Annotated in this window: 26 protein-coding genes; 11 read left to right on the top strand and 15 right to left on the bottom strand. The window is 67.9% G+C overall.

Annotated elements, in window-relative coordinates; all coding sequences use genetic code 11:
- Positions 1–26: 26 nt before the first annotated feature.
- The 4 genes from RCO27_RS16975 (at position 27) to RCO27_RS16960 (ending at position 2,558) form a co-directional block, all read left to right on the top strand.
- Positions 27–1,025, top strand: a complete 999-nt coding sequence (locus RCO27_RS16975) for a magnesium and cobalt transport protein CorA (RefSeq protein ID WP_309003887.1) — start codon at positions 27–29, stop codon at positions 1,023–1,025.
- 80 nt (positions 1,026–1,105) lie between these two features.
- Positions 1,106–1,468 carry a GFA family protein gene (locus RCO27_RS16970; RefSeq protein WP_309003886.1) on the top strand — a complete coding sequence of 121 codons (363 nt, stop codon included), beginning with the start codon at positions 1,106–1,108 and terminating at the stop codon, positions 1,466–1,468.
- A gap of 65 nt (positions 1,469–1,533) precedes the next feature.
- Complete coding sequence (locus RCO27_RS16965) at positions 1,534–2,172, top strand: SRPBCC family protein (protein WP_309003885.1); 639 nt, start codon at positions 1,534–1,536, stop codon at positions 2,170–2,172.
- Complete coding sequence (locus RCO27_RS16960) at positions 2,172–2,558, top strand: metalloregulator ArsR/SmtB family transcription factor (RefSeq protein WP_309003884.1); 387 nt, start codon at positions 2,172–2,174, stop codon at positions 2,556–2,558. Before RCO27_RS16965 ends, RCO27_RS16960 begins: the two co-directional genes overlap by 1 nt.
- On the opposite strand, the gene folP is transcribed toward RCO27_RS16960, so the two are convergent.
- The 6 genes from folP to glmM form a co-directional block, all read right to left on the bottom strand.
- Entirely contained in the window at positions 2,504–3,574 is a 1,071-nt protein-coding gene (gene folP / locus RCO27_RS16955; RefSeq protein ID WP_309003883.1) for a dihydropteroate synthase, read from the bottom strand. The genes RCO27_RS16960 and folP overlap by 55 nt on opposite strands.
- A 94-nt stretch (positions 3,575–3,668) precedes the next feature.
- Positions 3,669–4,802: a site-specific DNA-methyltransferase gene (locus tag RCO27_RS16950; protein WP_309003882.1), complete on the bottom strand. Its 1,134-nt coding sequence runs from the start codon at positions 4,800–4,802 to the stop codon at positions 3,669–3,671.
- Positions 4,803–4,989: 187 nt separating this feature from the next.
- The gene (locus RCO27_RS16945) at positions 4,990–5,592 is read right to left on the bottom strand and encodes a ribonuclease HII (RefSeq protein WP_309003977.1); all 603 of its coding nucleotides are present in this window, start codon (positions 5,590–5,592) and stop codon (positions 4,990–4,992) included.
- Positions 5,593–5,644: 52 nt separating this feature from the next.
- The gene (gene thiD, locus RCO27_RS16940) at positions 5,645–6,535 is read right to left on the bottom strand and encodes a bifunctional hydroxymethylpyrimidine kinase/phosphomethylpyrimidine kinase (protein ID WP_309003881.1); all 891 of its coding nucleotides are present in this window, start codon (positions 6,533–6,535) and stop codon (positions 5,645–5,647) included.
- A gap of 135 nt (positions 6,536–6,670) precedes the next feature.
- Entirely contained in the window at positions 6,671–6,895 is a 225-nt protein-coding gene (locus tag RCO27_RS16935; RefSeq protein WP_309003880.1) for a DUF1272 domain-containing protein, read from the bottom strand.
- The gene (gene glmM, locus RCO27_RS16930) at positions 6,895–8,229 is read right to left on the bottom strand and encodes a phosphoglucosamine mutase (RefSeq protein WP_309003879.1); all 1,335 of its coding nucleotides are present in this window, start codon (positions 8,227–8,229) and stop codon (positions 6,895–6,897) included. The genes RCO27_RS16935 and glmM overlap by 1 nt, the downstream gene beginning before the upstream one ends.
- Before the next feature lie 84 nt (positions 8,230–8,313).
- On the opposite strand from glmM, the gene RCO27_RS16925 reads away from it, so the two are divergent.
- The 3 genes from RCO27_RS16925 to RCO27_RS16915 are packed head-to-tail and all read left to right on the top strand — an operon-like array spanning position 8,314 to position 11,350.
- Entirely contained in the window at positions 8,314–9,591 is a 1,278-nt protein-coding gene (locus tag RCO27_RS16925) for a cation:dicarboxylate symporter family transporter (RefSeq protein WP_309003878.1), read from the top strand.
- A 37-nt stretch (positions 9,592–9,628) separates the two neighbouring features.
- Complete coding sequence (locus RCO27_RS16920; protein ID WP_309003877.1) at positions 9,629–10,060, top strand: DUF4383 domain-containing protein; 432 nt, start codon at positions 9,629–9,631, stop codon at positions 10,058–10,060.
- A gap of 57 nt (positions 10,061–10,117) precedes the next feature.
- Complete coding sequence (locus RCO27_RS16915) at positions 10,118–11,350, top strand: L,D-transpeptidase family protein (RefSeq protein ID WP_309003876.1); 1,233 nt, start codon at positions 10,118–10,120, stop codon at positions 11,348–11,350.
- A gap of 13 nt (positions 11,351–11,363) precedes the next feature.
- Here the strand turns inward: RCO27_RS16915 and RCO27_RS16910 are convergent, their stop codons facing one another.
- Positions 11,364–12,041, bottom strand: a complete 678-nt coding sequence (locus RCO27_RS16910) for a murein L,D-transpeptidase catalytic domain family protein (protein WP_309003875.1) — start codon at positions 12,039–12,041, stop codon at positions 11,364–11,366.
- 298 nt (positions 12,042–12,339) lie between these two features.
- Here RCO27_RS16910 and RCO27_RS16905 point away from each other — a divergent pair, with 298 nt between their 5' ends.
- Both RCO27_RS16905 and msrA read left to right on the top strand, forming a co-directional pair.
- Positions 12,340–12,996, top strand: a complete 657-nt coding sequence (locus tag RCO27_RS16905) for a response regulator (RefSeq protein ID WP_309003874.1) — start codon at positions 12,340–12,342, stop codon at positions 12,994–12,996.
- A 42-nt stretch (positions 12,997–13,038) separates the two neighbouring features.
- Positions 13,039–13,584, top strand: a complete 546-nt coding sequence (gene msrA / locus RCO27_RS16900) for a peptide-methionine (S)-S-oxide reductase MsrA (RefSeq protein WP_309003873.1) — start codon at positions 13,039–13,041, stop codon at positions 13,582–13,584.
- On the opposite strand, the gene RCO27_RS16895 is transcribed toward msrA, so the two are convergent.
- Genes RCO27_RS16895 through RCO27_RS16885 form a run of 3 tightly spaced genes read right to left on the bottom strand, consistent with a single transcriptional unit; the run spans position 13,581 to position 16,553 of the window.
- Positions 13,581–14,825, bottom strand: a complete 1,245-nt coding sequence (locus tag RCO27_RS16895; protein WP_309003872.1) for a threonine synthase — start codon at positions 14,823–14,825, stop codon at positions 13,581–13,583. The genes msrA and RCO27_RS16895 overlap by 4 nt on opposite strands.
- Before the next feature lie 22 nt (positions 14,826–14,847).
- On the bottom strand, positions 14,848–15,627 hold the full coding sequence (locus RCO27_RS16890) for a ZIP family zinc transporter (RefSeq protein WP_309003871.1): 780 nt from the start codon (positions 15,625–15,627) through the stop codon (positions 14,848–14,850).
- The gene (locus RCO27_RS16885; protein WP_309003870.1) at positions 15,624–16,553 is read right to left on the bottom strand and encodes an L-threonylcarbamoyladenylate synthase; all 930 of its coding nucleotides are present in this window, start codon (positions 16,551–16,553) and stop codon (positions 15,624–15,626) included. The genes RCO27_RS16890 and RCO27_RS16885 overlap by 4 nt, the downstream gene beginning before the upstream one ends.
- A gap of 50 nt (positions 16,554–16,603) precedes the next feature.
- On the opposite strand from RCO27_RS16885, the gene RCO27_RS16880 reads away from it, so the two are divergent.
- Entirely contained in the window at positions 16,604–18,304 is a 1,701-nt protein-coding gene (locus RCO27_RS16880) for an acyl-CoA dehydrogenase (protein ID WP_309003869.1), read from the top strand.
- A gap of 30 nt (positions 18,305–18,334) precedes the next feature.
- Positions 18,335–18,736: a hypothetical protein gene (locus tag RCO27_RS16875; protein ID WP_309003868.1), complete on the top strand. Its 402-nt coding sequence runs from the start codon at positions 18,335–18,337 to the stop codon at positions 18,734–18,736.
- Here the strand turns inward: RCO27_RS16875 and RCO27_RS16870 are convergent.
- The 5 genes from RCO27_RS16870 to RCO27_RS16850 form a co-directional block, all read right to left on the bottom strand.
- Entirely contained in the window at positions 18,733–19,809 is a 1,077-nt protein-coding gene (locus RCO27_RS16870) for a hypothetical protein (RefSeq protein WP_309003867.1), read from the bottom strand. The two genes, RCO27_RS16875 and RCO27_RS16870, sit on opposite strands and share 4 nt — an antisense overlap.
- A 206-nt stretch (positions 19,810–20,015) precedes the next feature.
- Positions 20,016–20,438 (bottom strand): MliC family protein, encoded by a 423-nt coding sequence (locus tag RCO27_RS16865; protein WP_309003866.1) that lies wholly within the window; start codon positions 20,436–20,438, stop codon positions 20,016–20,018.
- Positions 20,439–20,490: 52 nt separating this feature from the next.
- Positions 20,491–20,637: a hypothetical protein gene (locus RCO27_RS16860; protein WP_309003865.1), complete on the bottom strand. Its 147-nt coding sequence runs from the start codon at positions 20,635–20,637 to the stop codon at positions 20,491–20,493.
- Positions 20,638–20,755: 118 nt separating this feature from the next.
- Positions 20,756–21,100, bottom strand: a complete 345-nt coding sequence (locus tag RCO27_RS16855; RefSeq protein WP_309003864.1) for a GntR family transcriptional regulator — start codon at positions 21,098–21,100, stop codon at positions 20,756–20,758.
- A gap of 58 nt (positions 21,101–21,158) precedes the next feature.
- Positions 21,159–21,746 carry a nitroreductase gene (locus RCO27_RS16850; protein WP_309003863.1) on the bottom strand — a complete coding sequence of 196 codons (588 nt, stop codon included), beginning with the start codon at positions 21,744–21,746 and terminating at the stop codon, positions 21,159–21,161.
- Positions 21,747–21,793 lie beyond the last annotated feature (47 nt).

The raw sequence follows: 21,793 nt of genomic DNA, 5'->3' as shown, positions 1-21,793 counted from the left end.
GCTGGCCCTGGCGGAGGGGACCAGCCATGGCGGACGACCAGAGCCCATCGAGACCGGCGAGCCTGATCGCCGCGACGGTCTATCACAAGGGATGCCGCGTCGCCGACATCGGCATCGACGAGGGTGGCGGCTGGGCGGCACGCGAGGGCCATGTCGTCTGGATCGGCCTGCTCGAGCCGTCCGAGGCGGAGCTACGCACCGTCCAGCGGCAATTCGGCCTCAATGAGCTCGCCATCGAGGATGCCGGCCAGGCCCACCAGCGGCCGAAGCTCCAGCGTTACGGCGAATCGCTGTTCGTGGTCGCCCGCACCGCCGAGCTGATCGACGGCCGGATCGAATTCGGCGAGACCCATCTCTTCGTCGGTTGCGGCTATGTCGTCTCGATCCGCCACGGCCCCTCGGCCTCCTACAAGAAGGTCCGCGCCCATTGCGAAGCCTCGCCAGCGCTGCTCGTGCGCGGCGAGACCTATATCCTCCACTCGATCCTCGACTTCATCGTCGACAATTACCAGGGCGTGCTGGAAAGCGTCCACGAGGAGGCCGAGGGGATCGAGAACGACGTGCTCGCCGAGCGCCTCAGCGCGGTCCAGGTCCAGCGCCTCTACATCCTGCGCCGCGACCTGCTGCGGCTGCGCGCCGGCGTGCTGCCGCTGGTCGAGGTCTGCCGCCGGCTCGAGCACAGCGACCTGTTCGAGATGGACGCGAAGATGGAGCTCCTGTTCCGCGACGTGACCGATCATGTCCGCTCGGTGCAGGAGGAGATCGACGGCCTCAGGGAAATGCTCGCCTTCGCCTTCGAGGCGAGCCTGCTCACCTCACAGTCGCAGCAGACGATGATCTCCCGCCGGCTCGCGGCCTGGGCGGCGATCCTCGCGGTGCCGACCGCGGTCGCCGGCATCTACGGCATGAATTTCGAGAACATGCCCGAACTGCGCTGGGCGAACGGCTATTATTTCGTTCTCGCGCTCGTCCTCGCCACCTGCTTTGCGCTCTACGTCAACTTCCGTCGCAGGGACTGGCTGTGAGCGCCCGACCCAAAATCCTGCGGACTTGATTCCCCGTTGGTCCAGGGCTAGCCAGATCCCGGAACAAAAGGAGAATATCGATGCCGTTCACCGGAAGCTGCCACTGCGGCGCGATCGCCTACAGCGTCGACGAAGACACGCCCGCCAAGGCGATGGAATGCAACTGCTCGATCTGCCGCCGGCGCGGCGCGCTGCATCATTTCACGACCGCCGAAAAGTTCACCCTGAACACGCCCCGCGATGCGTTGCTCACGTACAGATGGAACAAACAGGCGATCCGCTACCATTTCTGCAGGACCTGCGGCTGCGCGCCCTTTGCCGAGGGCGACAGCCCGAACGGGCCGATGGTCGAGATCAACCTGCGCTGCGTCGACGAGATCGATCTCGATGCGGTCGAGGTCGAGAGGTTCGACGGGGCCCACCTCGTGCCCGGACCGCAGTAACACGGTCTGGACTTATATAAGTATAAACTGATATAGCGCCCGCCATCACGACGAAGGAGAGAGTGATGGAATTCGATGTCCCACGCCATATCGGCGCGATCACCAGGGAAGTTGTGGGCGGCGAGCGCGACGGCCAGCCGACCCGGATCGTGCGCGCCAGCCGCAGCTTCAGCACCGATATCGACGACACCTGGGACGCGGTCACCAATCCGGCGCGCATCCCGCGCTGGTTCTCGCCGGTGAGCGGCGACCTGAAGCTCGGCGGCCGCTACCAGATCGAGGGCAATGCCGGCGGCACGATCGAGGAATGCGCCCCGCCGCGCCGCCTCGCCGTGACCTGGGAGTTCGGCGGCGGCATGTCGTGGGTGTCGCTGACCCTCGCCGAGGAAGCCGGCGGCACGACGCGGCTCGAGCTCGAACATGCGGCGCCGCTCGACGAGAAGTCGGAGGAATTCTGGAACCAGTACGGCCCCGGCGCGGTCGGAATCGGCTGGGATCTCTCCTTCCTCGGCCTTGCCGAGCATCTCGAGCATGGCTGGGACAAGCCGCCCGAAACCGACACGGAATGGGTCAAGAGCGACAATTACAAGGATTTCGCGCGCGGCAGCAGCACGAACTGGCGCGACGCCTCGATCACCTACGGCACCGATGCCGAGGCCGCGACCGAGGCGGCGGACCGCACGACCCAGTTCTACGGAGGCTGATGCACGCGTTCGACGTCCTCGGCGACCCGGTCCGGCGGCGCATCCTCGAGTTGCTCGCCGAGCGCGAACGCGCGTCCGGCGAGCTGGTCGAGATCGTCGGGGGCGAATTCGGGATCAGCCAGCCGGCGGTTTCGCAACACCTCAAGGTCCTGCGCGACAGCGGCTTCGCGACGGTGCGCGCCGAGGCGCAGCGCCGCGTCTATGCGGTTGACACCGCGCCGCTCGAGCAGGTCGACCGGTGGCTCGGGCGGTTCCGTGTCTTCTGGGAGAGCAAGCTCGACGCGCTCGAAACCGAGATTGCCCGTGGCAAGCGGCAGCGCCACCTCGCCGCTCAGGACGGCGTCAGCGCCGCGTCGCGCAAGCCCCGCCAGACCCGCAGCGCCTGAAGCGTCTCGGGCACGTCGTGGACGCGCAGCAGCTGCGCGCCCTGCTCCGCGCCCTTGAGCGCGAGCGTCAGCGAGCCGGCAAGCCTTCGGTCCGCCGGCGCCTCGTTCGACAGCGCACCGATGGCGCGCTTGCGGCTGGCGCCGAGCATCACCGGACAGCCGAGACCGTGGAAGATGGCGAGGCCGTTCATCAGCTGGAGATTGTGCTGCAGCGTCTTGCCGAAGCCGAAACCGGGATCGACGATGATCCGTTCCCGCGCGATCCCCGACGCCACCGCCGCCTCGATCCGCGCCGCGAGCCAGTCATAGACCTCGAAGAGCACCGGCCGGTCGTAGCGCGGATTGTCCTGCATCGTCTCGGGATCGCCCAGATGGTGCATCAGCACGACCGGACATCCGGTCCGCGCGAGGATCTCCGGGGCGTGCGGATCCCAGGTCAGCGCCGAAACGTCGTTGACCAGCCCCGCGCCTGCCACGATCGCCGCCTCCATCACCGCGGCCTTGCGGGTGTCCACTGACACGGCCGTCCCGGACGCGGCGAGCCGGCGCACCACCGGCACCACCTTCCCGATCTCGTCACCCTCCCAGACCGGCTTGGCGCCGGGCCGGGTCGATTCCCCGCCGACGTCGATCAACGCCGCCCCGGCCGCCGCCATGGCATGGCCCGCCGCAACAGCCGCTTCGGTATCGTCAAATCGTCCGCCGTCGGAAAAGCTGTCCGGCGTCACGTTGAGGATGCCCATCACCTGCGGCTGGTCAAGCCGGATCGTCCGGTCGCCGAGGGTCAGCGGCGCACGCGGCGAGGTGAGATTTGCCCAGACGGCGCGCGCCTGATCTCCCAGAGCATCGAGCCGCACCTCGATGCCTTCGACCGGCGCCAGCTCCGCGGCGCCCTCGCTCACGATCTCGACCGACGAAAACCACAGCAATCCGCCGGCCAGCCGCGCGACCTTGCCGTCATGCCCGAACGGCGCATCGACGAACCCGGTGGGGCGGATATAGATTCGCTCGCTCATCAACCCCTCGTCATTCCAGCGAAAGCTGGAATCTCATTTTCTAAGCTGAAGAAGGAAGAGGGATTCCAGCTTTCGCTGGAATGACGAAGGAAAATCAGGCGAGATTCGCCAGATATCTCTGCCGCAGCGTATCGATCGGCATCAGCGTTCCGGCCTCCTCGACATGCCAGAAGGTCCAGCCGTTGCAGCTCGGCGCGCCCTGGACGGCGGCGCCGATCTTGTGGATCGAGCCCTGCTGGCCGCCATGCTCCAGCGTCGCGTCGGCGAGGACGCGCGCCTGCCAGCGGCGCTTGCTGTCCGTCATGAGACTTCCCGGCACGATCAGCCCGCTTTCGATCATCGCGCCGAACGGCACCTTCGGCTGGGTGGCGCGCGAGGCCATCACCTTCATGGCGCTTTCGTCCAGCTCCAGCGTCGATTCGATCCGCTCCCGCGCGACCTTGATGTAACGGGTCTCGCGCTCGATCCCGATCCAGTGCCGCCCGAGCCGCCGCGCCACCGCGCCGGTCGTCCCGGTGCCGAAAAAGGGATCGAGCACGACATCGCCCTTGTTGGTGCAGGCGAGCAGAACCCGGTAGAGCAGTGCCTCGGGCTTCTGGGTCGGATGCGCCTTGGCCCCCTCCCCGTCCCTCGCCCGCTCAGCCCCGGCGCAGATCGGGATCACCCAGTCGGAGCGCATCTGGAGCTCGTCGTTGAGCGCCTTCATCGCGCGGTAGTTGAACGTGTAGCGGCTGTCCTCGCTGCGCGACGCCCAGATCAGGGTCTCGTGCGCATTGGTGAAGCGGGTGCCGCGGAAGTTCGGCATCGGGTTGGACTTGCGCCAGATGATATCGTTCAAGATCCAGTAGCCGGCGTCCTGCAGCGCCGCGCCGACCCGGAAGATGTTGTGGTAGGAACCGATCACCCAGAGCGTTCCGTTGGGCTTCAGGATACGGCGCGCCTCCCTGAGCCAGGCGCGGGTGAAGGCGTCATACGCCTCGAACGTGTCGAACTTGTCCCAATCGTCGTCGACCGCATCGACCCGGCTGCCCTCGGGGCGGAACAGATCGCCGCCCAATTGCAGATTGTAGGGCGGATCGGCGAAGACCATGTCGACCGAGGCGTCGGGGAGACGCGCCATCGCCTTCACGCAATCGTCCTGCAGGATCTGCTCCAGCGGGAGATCGGGCGAGGGCGCGGCTGATTGGCGCGACTTCACCGCCGTGTCGACACGTCCCAGCACGCCCATGCAGATGCCCCCTTCGAAGTCCTGGACCTTATGCTGAGTCTTCAGGACTCCGCGGTCAAGTTCAAAGGTTTAGGGGTTCGAATCTGAGACAGGGCGGAAGGCGGGAGAACGAAAGGAGTCTGCCCCCAAATGTTGTGGCGCGTGAACCGGCGTGGACTCCATTAGCGGTGGGTGTGGCGCGAAAGACTCACAGGTCGAGGGTAAATTGCCGCACCGGCGCGAAGCTCCGCCGGTGAATCGGCGTCGGCCCGAGCTCGCGCAGCGCGCGCTGGTGGGCGGGGGTCGGATAGCCCTGGTTGGTCTCCCAACCATAGCCGGGCCAGGCGCGGGCATAGTCGGCCATTATCGCATCGCGCGTCACCTTCGCGACGATCGAGGCGGCGGCGATCGAGCGGCATCTGGCATCGCCTCCGACAATCGCGAGGCTTGGCCGCTCCCAGTCCGGACAGCGGTTGCCGTCGACCAGCACCATCGCCGGCTCGACCCCGAGCGCATCGACCGCGCGCTGCATCGCGAGCATCCGCGCCCAGAAGATGTTGATCGTGTCGATCTCCTCGACCGTCGCGATGCCGACGCCGACCACCGCCGTCTTGCGCAGCCGCGCACAGATCGCCTCGCGCGCCTTGGCCGGCAGCGCCTTGGAATCGTCGATGCCGCGCGGGAAGCGTTCGCGATCGAGGATCACGGCGGCGGCAACCACCGGCCCGGCAAGCGGCGCGCAACCCGCCTCGTCCACCCCCGCAAGCGGATCGGGATGCAGCTTCTCGAGCTTGAAGCAGGGACGGCCCATCACCATCAGCCTAGAATCTGCACCCATCGTCATTCCAGCGAAAGCTGGAATCTCAATTATCTTTCCTGTGGATAAGGTCGAAGGGCGCTTCACCAAGCGCGTGTCCGATCGGGCCATGCCCAGCTCCAAAACCCGGCGCGGCGCGCAGCGTGGCCTGCACATAGTCCCGCGCGTTCATCACAGCTCGATCAAGATCGTAGTCCCGGGCAAGGCCGACTGCGATTGCGCTGGCGAGGGTGCATCCAGTGCCGTGCGTATGTCGAGTCTGGATACGCGGATGGGAAAAACCGACTTCTAATGCCTGCCCTTCGTCCGACGCGAAAAAGAGTGCATCGAACAGTTCATCTTCAGTCGATCGAATCCGTGTTTCTCCGGTGGCAATGTCGCTGCTTTGAATCTCGATACCCGGAAAGTGACCGCCTTTCGCCAGAACTGCCCGACAGCCGTGTTTCAGAATGAGTATCTCGGCAGCCGAATATCGGTCCTCGAAAGTCTCGATTCTGGTGCCGGAAAGTTTCTCAAGCTCCGGTGTATTCGGCGTAACGACAGACGCCAGTCGCATCAGCCTGCCGAAAGCTGTCACCGTCGCCGCGTCGGCCAGCACCGAGCCGCTGGTCGCAACCATCACCGGATCGAACACGATCGGCGCGGCGAGATGTTCGAGCCGATCCGCCACGGCGTTGGCGATCTCCGGCGAGCCAATCATGCCAATCTTCACGGCGTCCACGCCGATGTCGCTCACGACTGAGTCGATCTGCGCGATCACCATCTCGGCGGGTATCGGCAGCACCGCCTGCACGCCCAACGTGTTCTGCGCGGTGATCGCGGTGACCGCCGTCATGGCGTGGCCGCCGAGCATCGTCACCGTCTTGATGTCGGCCTGGATGCCGGCGCCGCCGCCGGAATCCGAACCGGCGATGATCAGGATGCGCGGCGTTTTCACGGTGCCGTCATTGCGAGCGGAGCGAAGCAATCCAGTGCAGCCTCCGAGGCCAGCTGGATTGCCGCGTCGCGGCCGCGAAGTGGCAGTTTATCCTGAGCGACGCCGCAGGGCTCCTCGCAATGACCAGGAAGGGTTTCACGCTGGGCCCTTCCGCTCCGTCGAAGCGGGATATTTCTCCAGCAGATGCGCCGGGCGGATCGGGCGGCGTTCGAAATTGCCGCCGCAGTTCGGGCAGGTTCCGGCGAGCGGCCCGTCGGCGCAGCCGGCGCAGAAGGTGCATTCGAAGGTGCAGATGCGCGCGTCGGCTTCGGGCGGCAGGTCGCGGCCGCACCGCTCGCAATCGGGGCGAAGCTCCAGCATCAGGCGGCCTGCACCGCGGCGCAGATCGAGTCGACGACGTCGGCGACCAGCGCCTCGTCGTCGCCCTCGGCCATGACCCGGATCAGCGGCTCGGTGCCCGACTTGCGGATCACCAGCCGGCCACGACCGTCGAGCCGCGCCTCGCCGTCTGCGATCGCCGCCCTGACGCCATCGGCGTCTAGAGGGGCGCCACCGGAGAAGCGCACGTTCCTGAGCAATTGCGGCAGCGGTTCGAACAGGTTCAGGAGCTCGCTCGCCGGCTTGCCCGCGAGCACCAGCTCGGCCAGCACCTGCAGCCCTGCGACCAGACCGTCACCGGTCGTGCCGTGATCGGCGAGGATGATGTGGCCGGACTGCTCGCCGCCGACATTGTAGCCCTTGGCGCGCATCGTCTCGAGCACGTAGCGGTCGCCGACCGTGGTGCGTTCGAGGATGAGTCCCTGCCCGTCCAGGAAGCGCTCCAGGCCGAGATTGGACATCACCGTGGCGACGATGCCGCCGCCCTTCAGCACGCCGCGGCGGTGCCAGGAGGCGCCGATCAGCGCCATGAGCTGGTCGCCGTCGACGATCGCCCCCTTCTCGTCGACGACGATCAGCCGGTCGGCGTCGCCGTCGAGCGCAAGGCCGACATGGGCGCCGGTCTCGACCACGGTCGTGCGGAGCAGCTCCGTATCGGTCGAGCCGCATTCATCGTTGATGTTGAGCCCGTTCGGCGCGACGCCGATCGCCGTCACCTCGGCGCCGAGTTCCCACAGCGCCGAAGGCGCGACCTGGTAGGCGGCGCCGTTGGCGCAGTCGATGACAACCTTTAAACCATCGAGGGTGAGGCGCGGCGGGAAGGTCGCCTTGGCGGCGTGGATATAGCGGCCGCGGGCGTCCTCGATTCGTTTGGCGCGGCCGATCGCCTCGGCCGGCACCAGCTTCGGCGGCTGCTCCAGCAGGGCCTCGATCGCCGCCTCGTCGGCGTCGGAGAGCTTGTAGCCGGTCGGGCCGAACAGCTTGATGCCGTTGTCGGCGAACTTGTTGTGGCTGGCCGAGATCATCACGCCGAGATCGGCGCGCATCGAATGGGTCAGCATCGCCACTGCCGGCGTCGGCACCGGCCCCACCATCACCACGTCCATGCCGACGCTGGTGAAGCCGGCGACGAGCGCGGTCTCCATCATATAGCCGGACAGGCGGGTGTCCTTGCCGATCACCACCCGGTGGCGATGGTCGCCGCGCAGGAAATGGGCGCCGGCCGCCTGGCCGACCTTCAGCGCCATCTCGGCGGTCATCGGGGACTGGTTGGTGCGGCCGCGAATGCCGTCGGTACCGAAATATTTGCGCGTCATTCTTTTCTCAGTCGCGTGAAAAAGACGAGAATCAACCCAAAAGTGATTCTTCCGCCATCGCGCGGAGCCGGTTAAGACGTTCGCGTGTCGCAGCCCACCCGCATTCTTCTCGCCCTCGTCGTCGGTATCGTTGCAGGGATCGCGAGCGTTGCCTGGGCCGGCACCTTCGCCGCCCGCGCCGTCGCCGTCGCCGAGCCGATCGGCGGCATGTGGCTGAGTGCGCTGCAGATGACGATCGTGCCGCTGGTCGTCTCGCTGATCGTGACCGGCATCGCCGCGTCGGCAGAGGCGGCGCGGGCGAGCAAGCTGGCGACCCGGGCGCTCGTCCTGTTCGTCGTCCTGCTCTGGGCGTCCGCGCTCACCGCGGCGCTGCTGACGCCACTATTCCTCAACCTCTTCCCGCTCCCGGCCGAATCGGCCGCCGCGCTCCGCGATGCGCTGACGACCACGGCGCCGGTGGGCGAAGCGCCGAGCTTTACCGATTTCCTGCGCGGGATCGTGCCGACCAACCCGATCGCGGCCGCTTCCCAGGACGCGATCCTGCCGCTCATCGTCTTCACCCTGGTCTTCGCCTTCGCGCTGACCCGCCTTCCGGAAGAGCCCCGCACGAAACTGGTCGGCCTGTTCCAGGCTTTCGCCGATACGATGCTGGTCGTCGTGGGCTGGGTGCTGTGGATCGCCCCGATCGGCGTGTTCGCCCTCGCCTACGTGGTGGGAGTGCGCGCCGGTGGATCGGCGTTCGGGGCCTTGCTCCATTATGTCCTGATCGTCTCGGCGGTCGGCGCCGTGGTCTGGCTCGCCGCCTGGCCGCTGGCCGCGGTCGGCGCGAAAGTCTCTCTCGTCCGCTTCACCAAAGCGGTCGCGCCGAGCCAGGCGATCGCGCTCAGCACCCAGTCCTCGCTCGCCTGCCTGCCGGCGATGCTGCGCGCGGCGCACAAGCTCGACGTCCCGGTCGCCGCCTCGGGCATCACCCTGCCGATGGCGGTGGCGGTGTTCCGCGCGACCGGGCCGGTCATGAACCTCGCGGTCGCGATCTACATCGCATACTGGTTCGGCATCGAGCTGACCCCGGCGCAGATGGCGATGGGCGTCGCCGCCGCCGCGACCACCACCATGGGTGCCGCCGGCGTTCCCGGACAGGCGACCTTCATCACCTCGATCGCGCCGATCTGCCTCGCCATGGGCGTGCCGATCGAGCCGCTCGCGCTGCTGATCGCGGTCGAGGTGCTGCCCGATCTCGTCCGCACGCTTGGCAATGTCAGCATGGACGTCGCCGCCACCGCGACGGTGGCGAAGCGCTCGGGCTTCGAGGCGGATGACGCGACCAGCCGCGAGGACCGGCTGCTGGAGGACGGCGCGTGACGATCATTGGCCGGCAGACCTGGCGGTGAGCCGGAGCATGAGCACGCGGACCTTCGCGGTCCTGCTCGGCGGCATCTTGCTGCTCGGCGCCGCGCTGGGCTTCGTCCCCGCCCTGCTGGTGCCCAGTGCCGACATCCATCCGCTCTCCGTCGATACGCCGCACGACCAGCTGTTCGGCCTGTTTCCGGTCAATGCGGGCGACAACATCCTGCACGCCGTGCTCGGACTTTGGGGCCTGTTCTGGTCGCGCGGCGCGCGGACGGCGGCCCGCTACCTGCGCCTTATGACCGGCATCCTCATCCTGCTGACCCTGCTCGGCTTCGTGCCGGCCCTCAGCAATCTGCTGCCGCTCTACGGCAACGACATCTGGCTGCACGCCCTGTTCGCGCTGCCGACCGCCTATTTCGGCTGGGTCCACCGCAGCGCCCCTGACGCGGTCCTGTCACGCCCCGATGGCACGGTCCGATAGGACATATGTCGGTCTGGCGCCCCGGAGCGTGCTGTCGTAAAGTGGGATATGACCAAAATGTTCAAACTTTCGGCGCTGGCGCTGTTGCTCGCCTCGCCCACCATGCCCGGGGCCATCCAGACGGCCGCCTTCGCCCAGCAGGCGCAGCCGGTGCCCGTGCAGGCGCCGCCACCGCTCAGCTATCAGCCGGTGGCGCCGGTTCCGGTGATCTGGCAGCGCGCGGCGGCCGAGGAGCTGCTCAGCTATGTCGAAGCGATCGGCCAGGAGGGCCTCGACCCCGCCGCCTATGAACCGCAGCAATTGCGTGCGGCGCTCGCCACTGGCGACGATGCCTCGGTCGGCCCGGCCGCGACCGAGATTTTCCTGAGGCTGACGGCAGACCTCAGCGGCGGCGCGGTGCGCGGCGATGCGCGCGGCGAATGGTATATGCCGGACAGCTCGATCGACGGGAACCAGCAGCAGCAGCTGCTCGCCCGCGCTGCCGGCGGCGGCGTAGCCGGAATCCTGAACGCGTTGCTGCCGACCCATCCGCAATATGCCGGCCTCAGGCGCGCGCTCGCCATGGCGCCGGAGGAGGACACCGCGCGGCGCGAGCTGATCCGCGCCAATATGGAGCGCTGGCGCTGGATGCCGCGCAGCCTCGGCCAGCGCCACCTGCTGGTCAACGTGCCGGCCTTCACCGCCGCGATCGTCGATGACGGCCGGGTGACGCGCCGCCACCGCACCGTGGTCGGCGCCCGCCGGACCCAGACGCCTGCACTCAGCGCCACCGTCACCGCCGTCACCCTCAATCCCTGGTGGACGTTGCCGCAGAGCATCATCCGCGAGATGGGCGGGCGCTTCAACAGCAGCTATGTCGTCACCCGCAACGGCGGCATGACGATCGCGCGCCAGCGGCCGGGACCGGGCAACTCGCTCGGCCGGGTGAAGATCGAGATGCCGAACGAGCATGCGATCTACCTGCACGACACGCCGGCGCAGAATCTGTTCAGCCGGCCGGTGCGCGCCTTCAGCCATGGCTGCATCCGCACCCAATATGTCCGCGACTTCGCCGCCGAGCTGCTTGCCTCGACCGGCCAGTGGGACCGCGCGGCGATCGATGCGGCGATCGACGCCGGGCGCACCCAGCAAGTGCCGCTCGCCCAGCCGATCCCGGTCTACATCGCCTATTTCACCGCGGCGGCGACCACCGACGGCAACATCGTCACCTATGCCGACATCTATGGTCGCGATGCCGCCGTGCGCCGGGCATTGAACGGCGGCCGAACCGCCGTCGCCAGCGCGGACTAGGCGGAGGCTGGGGCTAGATCGACCGAATGCGGTCGGCGTAGAGGAAGTGGCCGGGTCCGAGCCGGGCCATCACTTCCTGAAGGCTGCGGTTCGGCAGCGCGAAGCAGCCCTCGCTGCGGCCGAGGCGTCCTTGCTGGGCGATAACCTCCGGCTCGGCGTACCAGGCGGTGTGGACGACGATCGCCCGCGCCTCGGCGTTGTTGTTCGACGGATCGAGTCCGCGCACCCGCATCGAGCGGCCATAGCGGCCGTAATAATAGTCGCCCACGATGTAGGAGCCGTCGGAGCTGGCTTCCGATCCGATCAGGTTCGAGAAGCGCTGCAGGAAGCCGGTGTGGCTGGGATCGGAGCCGCGGCCGTGGGACACGAAGTGTCGCGTCACCCGTCCGGTGTTGGTGTCGAGCAGGTAGAAGCGTGGATCGCTCGAATATTTGGTGAAGTCGACGATGCCGACGACATTGGTGTCGCGGATCTGCGACCGGTGCCGGTCGAACGCCGCGCGCGCGCGCTGGACGATGCGTGGATCGACGGTGGGATCGACCATGACCCGCGGACGCGCGGCCTGCGGCTGCGCCGGTTGCGGATCCATGTCGGGACGGCGCCGAATCCCGTCGGGATCGATCGTGGCCGCAAGCAGCGGCGAGCTGGCCATCAAGGCGAGCGCGCCCGTGGCGGCTCCAGCCTCGATCATCTGCCGACGCGACAATGTCATCCAAATCCCTCCGCTCGGATCAGGAAGCTAGGGTTTTTCCCCTTTCGTCTCAATGAGAAGAACCAAAGCGTTCCATCCGTCTACCGCGACTGAGCCGCGCTTCGCCGCACAATGCGGGGTGATTGGTTAACGCTCTGGCCGCCCCGTCGACGAAGCGTTTTCTTCGCGCGTCGAATGGGTTGCAGATCTTTGGCGCCCCATTTTCCTGCGCATTTTCACGCGTGATCGCGATTGTGACGGGTTGCTCTTTCGGATCGAAATGGTCATTTGCAACGCCATGGTTTCGGCACAGCAACAGGCCGGCGAGTCTCATTATGTCTATGTGGTGGACGACGATCGCGACGTCCGCCGCTCGCTGAGCTTCATGCTGGCCGCATCGGAGACCCGCTCGCACCCTTTTGGATCGGGCATGGACTTCCTCGATGCAGTGCCGGACCTCTCCCCCGGCTGCGTCCTGCTCGATTTGCGCATGCCGCAGATGGACGGCTTTCAGGTGATGGCAGAGCTCGCCAGGCGCGATGTCGACTGGCCGATCATCGTCATGACCGGTCATGGTGAGGTGCCGGTCGCGGTCCGGGCGATGAAGCAGGGCGCGGTCGACTTCATCGAGAAGCCGTTCTCGGAAGAGGCGCTGCTCGGCTGCCTCAACAATGCCTTCAACCTGCTGGGCGAGCGCGAGGCGACCAGCCGGCGGCGGCGCGCCGCGCGTGAGCGGGTTGACCAGCTCACCGCGCGCGAAACCGAGGTGCTGGAGGGGCTACTCGCCGGCGAATCCAACAAGCAGCTCGCCAAGCGGCTCGGCATCAGCCTGCGCACCGTCGAAATGCACCGCGGCAACATGATGGACCGGCTCGAGGTCGCAAATCTCGCCGAAGCGCTTACCTTGGCGATCGAGGCGGGCCTCACACCGGCCACCACCGGCCAGGCCGCCTGAGACGCGAAAAAGCGCCCGGCGCGGGTGCGCAAGGAGACTGACATGGCGATCGAGCAGGCGACTCTGGCCGGCGGATGCTTCTGGTGCACGGAAGCAGTGTTCAAGGACGTGATCGGCGTCGAGAAGGTCGAGAGCGGCTATACCGGCGGCACCGTTCCCAGCCCGACCTACAAGCAGGTGTGCGGCGGCGATACCGGCCATGCCGAAGCGATCCGGATCACCTACGATCCCACCCAGGTCAGTTATGACGACCTGCTCGATATGTTCTTCGCGACCCATGACCCGACCCAGCTCAATCGCCAGGGCAACGATATCGGCACGCAATACCGCTCCGCCATCTTCCCGCATTCGCCGGGGCAGGAGGCGGCTGCGCGCTCGGCGATCGCGCGCGCCCAGCCGGACTGGCCGGCGCCGATCGTGACGACGATCGAGCCCCTCGGCGACTGGTATCCCGCCGAGGACTATCATCAGGACTATTGGGAGGGCGAAGGCCAGCGCAATCCCTACTGCCTCGCGATCATTCCGCCCAAGCTCCAGAAGCTAAGAAAGAGCTTCGCGGCGCGGGTAAAGGCGGACGCCACCGCTTAGAGCGCGAACGGGTCGATCGCCGCGTGCCGGTCGAGCCGGCGCGATTCGTCCGGCATCGGATATTTGAGGCCGGTTGCGCAATTGAACAGCACCACGCGGTCCGTGGGGGCGATCAGGCCCTGGGAACGCGCCCGCATGCAAGCCGCGAGCGTCGCGCCGCCTTCCGGACAGAGCAGCACGCCATCCCGCGCTGCCGCCTCGGTGGCGGCGACAATCTCCTCGTCCGGGACGGCGATGGCGAAGCCGCCACTTTCCCGTACCGCGCGCAGGATCAGGAAATCGCCCACCGCCTTCGGCACGCGAATGCCCGCCGCGACAGTGCGGGCATTCTCCCAGCGCGCGGCATGCTCGACGCCATCCTCGAAGGCCTTCACGATCGGCGCGCAGCCGGCGGCCTGGACGGCGACCATGCGCGGCCGCTCCGGTCCGATGAAGCCGAGCGCCTCGAGCTCGTCGAACGCCTTCCACATGCCGATCAATCCGGTGCCGCCGCCGGTCGGATAGAAGATGACGTCGGGAAGCTGCCAGCCGAGCTGCTCGGCGAGCTCCAGCCCCATCGTCTTCTTGCCCTCGATCCGGTAGGGCTCCTTCAGCGTCGAGAGGTCGAACCAGGTGCCTTTCGCGGCACCGTCGGCAACGATCGCGCCGCATTCGTCGATCAGGCCGTTGACCCGGTAGACGCGCGCGCCCTGGAAAGCGATCTCCCGCACGTTCACCTCCGGCGTGTCCTCCGGGCAGAGCACGATCGTCTCGATCCCGGCACGGCTGCCATAGGCGGCGAGCGCGGCGCCGGCATTGCCGTTGGTCGGCATCGCGATCTTCCTGACACCGAGCTCCTTCGCCATTGAGACGGCAAGCGCGAGGCCCCGCGCCTTGAACGAGCCGGTCGGCAGGCGGCCCTCGTCCTTGACCAGCAGGTCGGCGACGTCGAGGCGGCGCGCCATCGCATCCAGCGCGACGAGCGGCGTCTCCGCCTCGCCGAGGCTGACGATATTGGCGGTCCGGCGGACCGGCAGCAGCTCGCGCCAGCGCCAGAGATCGCGGGGGCGCTGCGCGAGCGTTTCGCGCGTGAGTTCCCGGGAGGCGGCGGCAAGGTCGTAGCGGACGAGCAACGGGCGGCCCGCCTCGGAGAGGCCGTGGAGACGGTCAGCCTCGTAGCGCCGGCCGGTCAGCCCGCATTCGAGATGGGTGACGAAGGTTGCCCGCTCGGCGACAAGATTGGCGTTCCAGGAAGTGGTCACGTCCTACTCCGATGGTTGGGTGTCAGCCGGCGAGCTTGGACAGCGCGAAGGCGGCGAGGAAGCCGGCGACGGCGATGAGGCCGGCGAAATCGTGCGTGCCTTCAAAGGCCTCCGGCACCATCGTGTCGACGATCATGGCGAGGATCGCGCCGGCCGCCACCGCCTGGACCGCGGCAATCAGAGCCGGGTCGGCGCCGGCGAAAACGACATAGCCGAGCCAGGCGGCGAGGCCCGCGATCAGCGCCACGCCCGACCAGAGCAGGAAGACGAACGCGGCCGTCCGGCCCTCGGCCTTCATGCCGGCGGCGCTCGACAGGCCCTCGGGCAGGTTCGAGAGAAAGACCGCGACCACCGCGACCACGCCCACCCCGCCCCCTTCGAGCAGGCTGACCCCGATCACGATCGATTCCGGAATGCCGTCAAGCAGCGCGCCGATCGCCAGCGCGCCGCCATTGCTGGCGTTCCGGTCGGTGTCCTTGCGCCGATGCGCGAGGGTCGAGCGCTTGCGGTGCCGCGCGCCCCACAGGCCAAGCGCGAAATTGCAGGCGGTGAAGATGACGGCGCCGCCGAGGAAGCCGGCAGCGACGGGCCAGAAACCGCCGCCCGCCGCATCGACGCGCTGCCAGGCCTCGTCCATCAGCTCGAAGGAGAGCGCCGAGATGAGGACGCCCGCCCCGAACCCCATGATCGCGGCGATCGTCCGGCGCGACAAGGGCGCGAACCACCCCGCCAGCGCGCCCAGCAACAGCGCCGACCCGCTGAGCAGGCCCCAGAGGCCTGCCTGGATCGCGATGGGGATCATCCCCTGCCCCGCGGCGCGGCGGCGCGGCGCAGGCGATCGTTGATCGCGGCGCCGAGACCTTGTTCGGGGATCGGCGCTACGGCGATGGCGGGGCGATCCTGACGATCGGCCTCATGCAGCAGCGCGAACAGCCGTGCCGCCGCTTCGACGAGATCACCGGACGGGCTGAGGCTGACGTCGCCGGCCACCGCGTCGAACCCGATCAGCCACTCGCCGGGCTCGGCCGCCCTGGCATCCAGGCGCAGCGGCTTTTCCGGGGCATAATGGCTTTCGAGTTGGCCCGGCGCCTCGATCACCCTGGCCGCCGCCACGGAGAGGCCCAAGTCGATCGGCCCCGGCCGCAGCAGGCGCAGCGGCCCGCCGGTCGCCGCGACGATGGTGGATTCTATGCCATGTCGGGTCGGGCCGGCATCGACGATCAACGGGATCCGGCCGCCAAGCGAGGCCAGGACATGATCGGCCCGGGTCGGGCTGATCCGGCCGCTCGCATTGGCCGACGGCGCGGCGAGCGGCCGGCCGACCGCGTCGAGGAGTGCCTGCATGGCGGGATGCGCCGGTGCGCGAACGGCGACGGTGGCGAGACCCGCTGTCACCAGCGACGCGATCGGGATATTCTCCTTGAGCGGCACGATCAGTGTGAGCGGACCAGGCCAATAGCGCGTAGCGAGCTCGCAGGCTTCTTCATCAAAACTAGTAAATTCAGTAGCTTGATCAAGATTTCTTACATGAACGATGAGCGGGTTGAAGCTCGGCCGCCCTTTGGCGGCATAGATGCGCGCCACCGCCTCGCCATTTGTCGCATCGGCCGCCAGACCGTAGACTGTCTCGGTCGGCACCGCGACCGGCTGCCCCTCGCCGATCAGCCGCGCCGCCTCGGCGACGGCCTCGGGCCCGAAGGGCAGGACGCGGGTGTTTTGCGCGCTCACCGGCCCGCGCTATAGCCGCGCAAAGCACAGCGCAACATGCGAGAGGGGTCATGGGCTACACGCCGCCGGTCGAGGAACAGAAATTCCTGCTACGCCACATCGTCGGCATGGACGAGCTGGCCGGCCATAACGCCTTCGCCGAAGCCGCCCCCGACCTGGTCGACGCGATCGTCGAAGGTGCGGGCGCCTTCGCCGCGGGCGAGTTCGCGCCGCTCAATCGCAGCGGCGACGAGATCGGCGCGCAATGGTCGCCTGATGGCGTCACCATGCCGCCCGGCTTCAGGGAGGCCTATCGCGCTTATGTCGAGGGCGGCTGGGGCACGCTCGCCGGTCCGCCCGAACAAGGCGGCCAGGGCCTGCCGCTGACCCTTGCCACCGTCGTCATGGAGGACCTGGGCTCCGCCAATATGGGCTTCTCGCTGGTGATGATGCTGACGCCGGGATCGGTCGAGGCGCTGCGCCATCACGGCTCGCCCGAGCTGCAGGACGCATGGCTGCCGAAGCTCGTCACCGGCGAATGGACCGGCACAATGAACCTGACCGAGTCGCAGGCCGGCTCCGACGTCGGCGCGCTCAAGACGCGCGCCGTCCCGGCCGGCGACGGCACCTATCGGATCACCGGGCAGAAGATCTTCATCACCTTCGGCGAGCACGACTTGGCCGACAACATCGTCCACCTCGTCCTCGCCCGGCTGCCGGACGCGCCCGAGGGCACGCGGGGCATCTCGCTCTTCCTCGTGCCCAAGATCCTGCCGGACGGGACGCGGAACGACCTGCGCTGCGTGTCGATCGAGCACAAGCTCGGCATCCACGCCTCACCGACCTGCGTCATGTCCTACGGCGACGAGGGCGGCGCGACCGGCTGGCTGATCGGCGAGGAGAACAAGGGCATGGCGGCGATGTTCACGATGATGAACAACGCCCGCCTCAATGTCGGCCTGCAGGGCGTGTCGATCGCCGAGCGCGCGACGCAGCAGGCGGTCGCCTATGCCCGCGAGCGCGTGCAAGGCAGCCGAGAGGGCCGGCCGGCGCGGATCATCGAGTTTCCGGACGTGCGCCGCATGCTGCTCCGAATGAAGGCGCTGACCCAGGCCGCCCGCGCCCTCACTTACTATTGCGCCGGCCAGACCGACCGGGCCGGCCTCGGTGACGAGGCGGCGCGGGCACGGGCGGACCTGCTGACGCCTCTGGTCAAGGCCTATGGCACCGACGTCGGGGTCGAGGTGACGAGCCTCGGCGTGCAGGTCCATGGCGGCATGGGCTATGTCGAGGAGACCGGCGCCGCCCAGCACTACCGCGACGCGCGCATCTCGCCGATCTACGAGGGCACGAACGGCATCCAGGCTGCCGATCTGGTCGGGCGCAAGCTGGCGATGGAGGGTGGCGGCGTGCTGCGGCGGCTGCTCGCCGATATTCGGACGGACGCGGGGGGCGAACCGACGCTGAAGAATCTGCTCGCGGACTGCGAGGAGGTAGCGACTCATCTGCTGTCGGCGGGGCCGGACGACCGGCTGGCCGCATCCTACCCCTTTCTCACGATGCTCTCGGTCGCCACGTCCGCTTGGTTAATGGTGCGGCAGTGGGCGGCGCTGGACACACATGAAGGCGATCCCGCTTTTGCTGCGATGAAGCAGGCCGCGGCGCGATTCTATCTGCATCAGGTTGTGCCGGAAGCCAGTGGATTGAAGGCAGCGGCGGTGGCAGACGCGGGGATCCTCTATTCTATTGAAGAGGACGTGTTCGCAGCCTGATTGTTGGAGGCGAGAATGTCGATTCTTCCCATGCTGCTGCTCCTGGCCGCGACCGCGCAGAACGATCCGGAGCCGTCAGGCCTGCCCGAGCCCGGGCAGGCCACAACCCAGCAGAGCGGGCCGGGCCTGTGGATCGGCGGCATCTCCTTCGGTCGGGAGGATGTCGCCGCAGCGACCCAGGACTTTGACAGCTACACAGCCGTGCCCATCGTGGTCCTGACGCTGAGCGAAACCGGTCACGCGAAATTTGCGCGCGCGCAGGAAGGCCGCCTCCACCAGGTCATCGAAATCAGCCTCGATGGCGAGGTCATCGCCAGTCCCATCCTGGCGGAGCCGATCGAAGGCAGGCAGATCATGATCTCGGGCTCGTTCACCGTCGCCGAAGCGACGAGACTCGCCGAACGGCTTATGCGCCTGCCTACGCCCCGCTAGACCCGCCGGGTCAGCTTGTGCGGGCGCTGGCCGACGGTGCGCCAGATGCGGGGGCCCTGATCGACGCGGAAGGCGCCCATCTTGTCGGTCTGCTGCTGGAGCTCGCGGCCGACCACATAGGATTTGGAGCTCTGTCCGGTACGTCCGTCGCCGCAATCGTAGAGCGCGTTCACCGCGACCACCGGGATGAACAGCATGCGATCGTTGAGGCGGACGGCGCGCATTTCCTCCAGCGTCATCGCGACCTCGCCGCGGATCGTACCGCTGGCGCCCGTGGCGATGCCCGGCAGGCTGAGCTTGGTGCTCTGGCGGCCGGCGGTGCGGAAGAAGGCGCCGATCTCCTTGTCCTGCTCGGCGCCGGCGTTGAACATCTTCACGTCTATGCGGACGTTGCGCGCCGTCGTCTTGCCGGCGTTGCGGATCTCGAGCTGGAATTGGATGCTGGCTTCGGTCGCCGTGAAGGAGGCACGATCGGTCTTGAGATCGAGCTCGATCCATGGCCGTTCGCCGGGCTCGAGGCGCGGTGGGGGCGGCGCGGCGGCAGCGACGGGCGCCGCTTCCTCCGCCCACCCTTCCTCGCCGGCGCGACGGCGGCGGCGGAAGGTCACGGCGGCGCCGATCAGCGCGAGTAGTGCCACCGGCAGCGCATAGAGCCACCAGGGCGCGCCACTCTCCTCGGCCGGGCGTGCGGGTGCCGGAAGGCTCGGGATCGGTGCGGGCGCCTCGGCGGGCGGCGGGGCCGGCTCGTTGGTTGGCGGAACGATGGTGGGCAGCGGGGCGCCCGCCGAGGGCGCGGGCGCCTGTTGCTGTGGCGCCGACGCCTGCGGTGCCGGCCGCGTCGTGGCAGACGGGGCTGACGATCGGGGCTGGGACTGTGCGGGCCGGGTCGCGACGGGCGACGGCGGGGCGACGCGAACCGGCGGCGCCTGTGGCGCCGGCTGCGGCTGGGTGACGATCCGCTCCTGCGGCTGCAGCGAGAAGTCGCGCAGCTGCGGCGGGCCGATCACCGGAGACGGCGTATTCTGGGTCGGGGCAGGCTGGGCGACCACGCTGTTTTGGGCCGTGGCAGGCATCCCGCAGGCAAATCCGGCGCTGACCGCGCCAATCACCCACAGCCTCCGCTTGTTCATCACCATCTATTTCGCTCGACAACCCCGCAACCGACGGCCCCATTGAGACCGAAGGCGCCCACATAAGCGTGCAGGTGCAGGATTTTAATGCCCCGTCAATGGCCCGCCGCTGAACGGCCACTGCACTGCGGCAAAAGGGTCACACCTGCCTAGTGTTCGCCCTCGGAACGGCTCGCCATCTGCATGCCGCGCTGGCGCAGGCATTGCGCGATCGGTCGGCCCGGCGTGGTGACGTCCGCCGGATCGGCAACCTCGGTGAGGAATGCCTGCTCGCCCTGCAGCGACCAGGAAAGATGTTGTGCGCTCCCTGCCGCCGGCGCGCTCGTGTAGCGGACGCCGAACTGGGTCGGCGCGGCTTCGAGCTCGGTGGTGCGGCCGTCATAGGTGAGCAGCACCTTGGCATGGAGGAAATCGCCGCCATTCTCGTAGATCGCGCTCGCCGCCTGCCCGTTCTGGCAGACATAGGGCACGGTCGCGGGACTGGCGGCAACGCGCCCGCCGCCGGCATAGCCGGAGAGCAGGAAGGCCGCGCCGATCAAGGTCGCGGCAGTGATGGGGAACGATCTGGTCATCTTGCGGCCTCTCGCACCTGTGACCCCATGGTGCGGCAGCGACGTCTCGAAATCAAGCGATCGGCGGCTTGATCGGCCCTTTGGCGGGTGCCTCCGGAGGGGTCGCGAGCATGTGCGACAGGATCGCCTGGCCGGCGACCAGGGCAAGCAGCCCGGCCGAGAAGGAGATCAGGAACGCACGCAGCGGAGTCATCGTCACGAGTCTCGTCCTTTCGCGGCCCTGCGCCGCGGCCCGATATGGGGCGCCGGTCGTTACGGGGCAAGAATCCCGGTCGACGGATTTGTCGTGTTGGTCGAAGAATCGGGCCCAGGCGCAATCAGGCGAGCGCGCGCTCGACCAGGTCTTCGGTGTCGAGCCCGAGCATGCGCATGTGCGAGACGATGCGCGGCCAGCGATTCTCGAGGAAGTCCTTGCGCTCGGCGGTGCGCAGACGATCGGCCGCACCCGGGGCGACGAACATGCCGACGCCGCGCTTCACGGTCACCAGCCCCTCTTCCTGGAAGGTCTGATAGGCCTTCGCCACCGTCAGCGGATTGGCGCCGAAATCGGCCGCGAGGCTGCGCACCGACGGGAGCGGATCGCCGTCGCGGACCCGACCCTCGAGGATCATCGCGGCGATGCGGTCGCGCAGGCGGAGATAGACGGGACGATCATCGGTCATAAGCGTGATGGTCTCCTAATACACCGCAAAGGTCAAGAAAAGAATCGCTTTCCGGTCATTAAGCGGGCGGCGTCCACGCGGAGATCACGCTTTCGGGCGCCGGCCGGACGCGTTCCTCGAGATCGGCGCCGGGCGTGCCGAGGAAGATGAAGCCGGCGATCCGGTCGTCGGGCCCGCCGCCGAACGCCTCGCGAACCCTGTCCGAATAGGCCGCCCAGCCCGTCACCCAGCCGGCCGCATAACCCAAAGCGTGCGTCGCCAGCAGCAGGTTCATGCAGGCGGCGCCGCAGGAGAGCTCCTGCTCCCAGACCGGGATCTTGTGATCCGGCGTCGGGCAGGACAGCGCGACGATCAGCTCCGGCGCCTGATGGGCAAAGCGCTGGTTCGCCTCGATCTCCAGCCGTCCCGGCTCGGGACGGTCGATCCGATAGGCGGCGTCGAGGAGGGCCGCGAAAGCGTCGCGCTCGGCCTGCGCCACATGGACGAAGCGCCAGGGGGCGAGCTTGCCATGATCGGGGCTTCGCGTCGCGATCGCAAGGATGCGCCGCAGCTCCCCCGGGCTCGGTCCCGGCGCGACGAGATCGCGCGGGCGGCCGGAACGGCGGGTTTCGAGCAGGCTGAGGGTCGAGGTCAGGTCATTGAACATGACGGCGGCGCTACCAGCCGGGCGGCTCGGCAACAATCCCGCTTCAC

It is taken from the genome of Sphingosinicella sp. LHD-64 (assembly GCF_031157375.1).
Taxonomy (GTDB): domain Bacteria; phylum Pseudomonadota; class Alphaproteobacteria; order Sphingomonadales; family Sphingomonadaceae; genus Allosphingosinicella.
The sequence above is the reverse complement of the archived record's forward strand: the minus strand, read 5'-3'. Positions and strand labels throughout refer to the sequence as shown.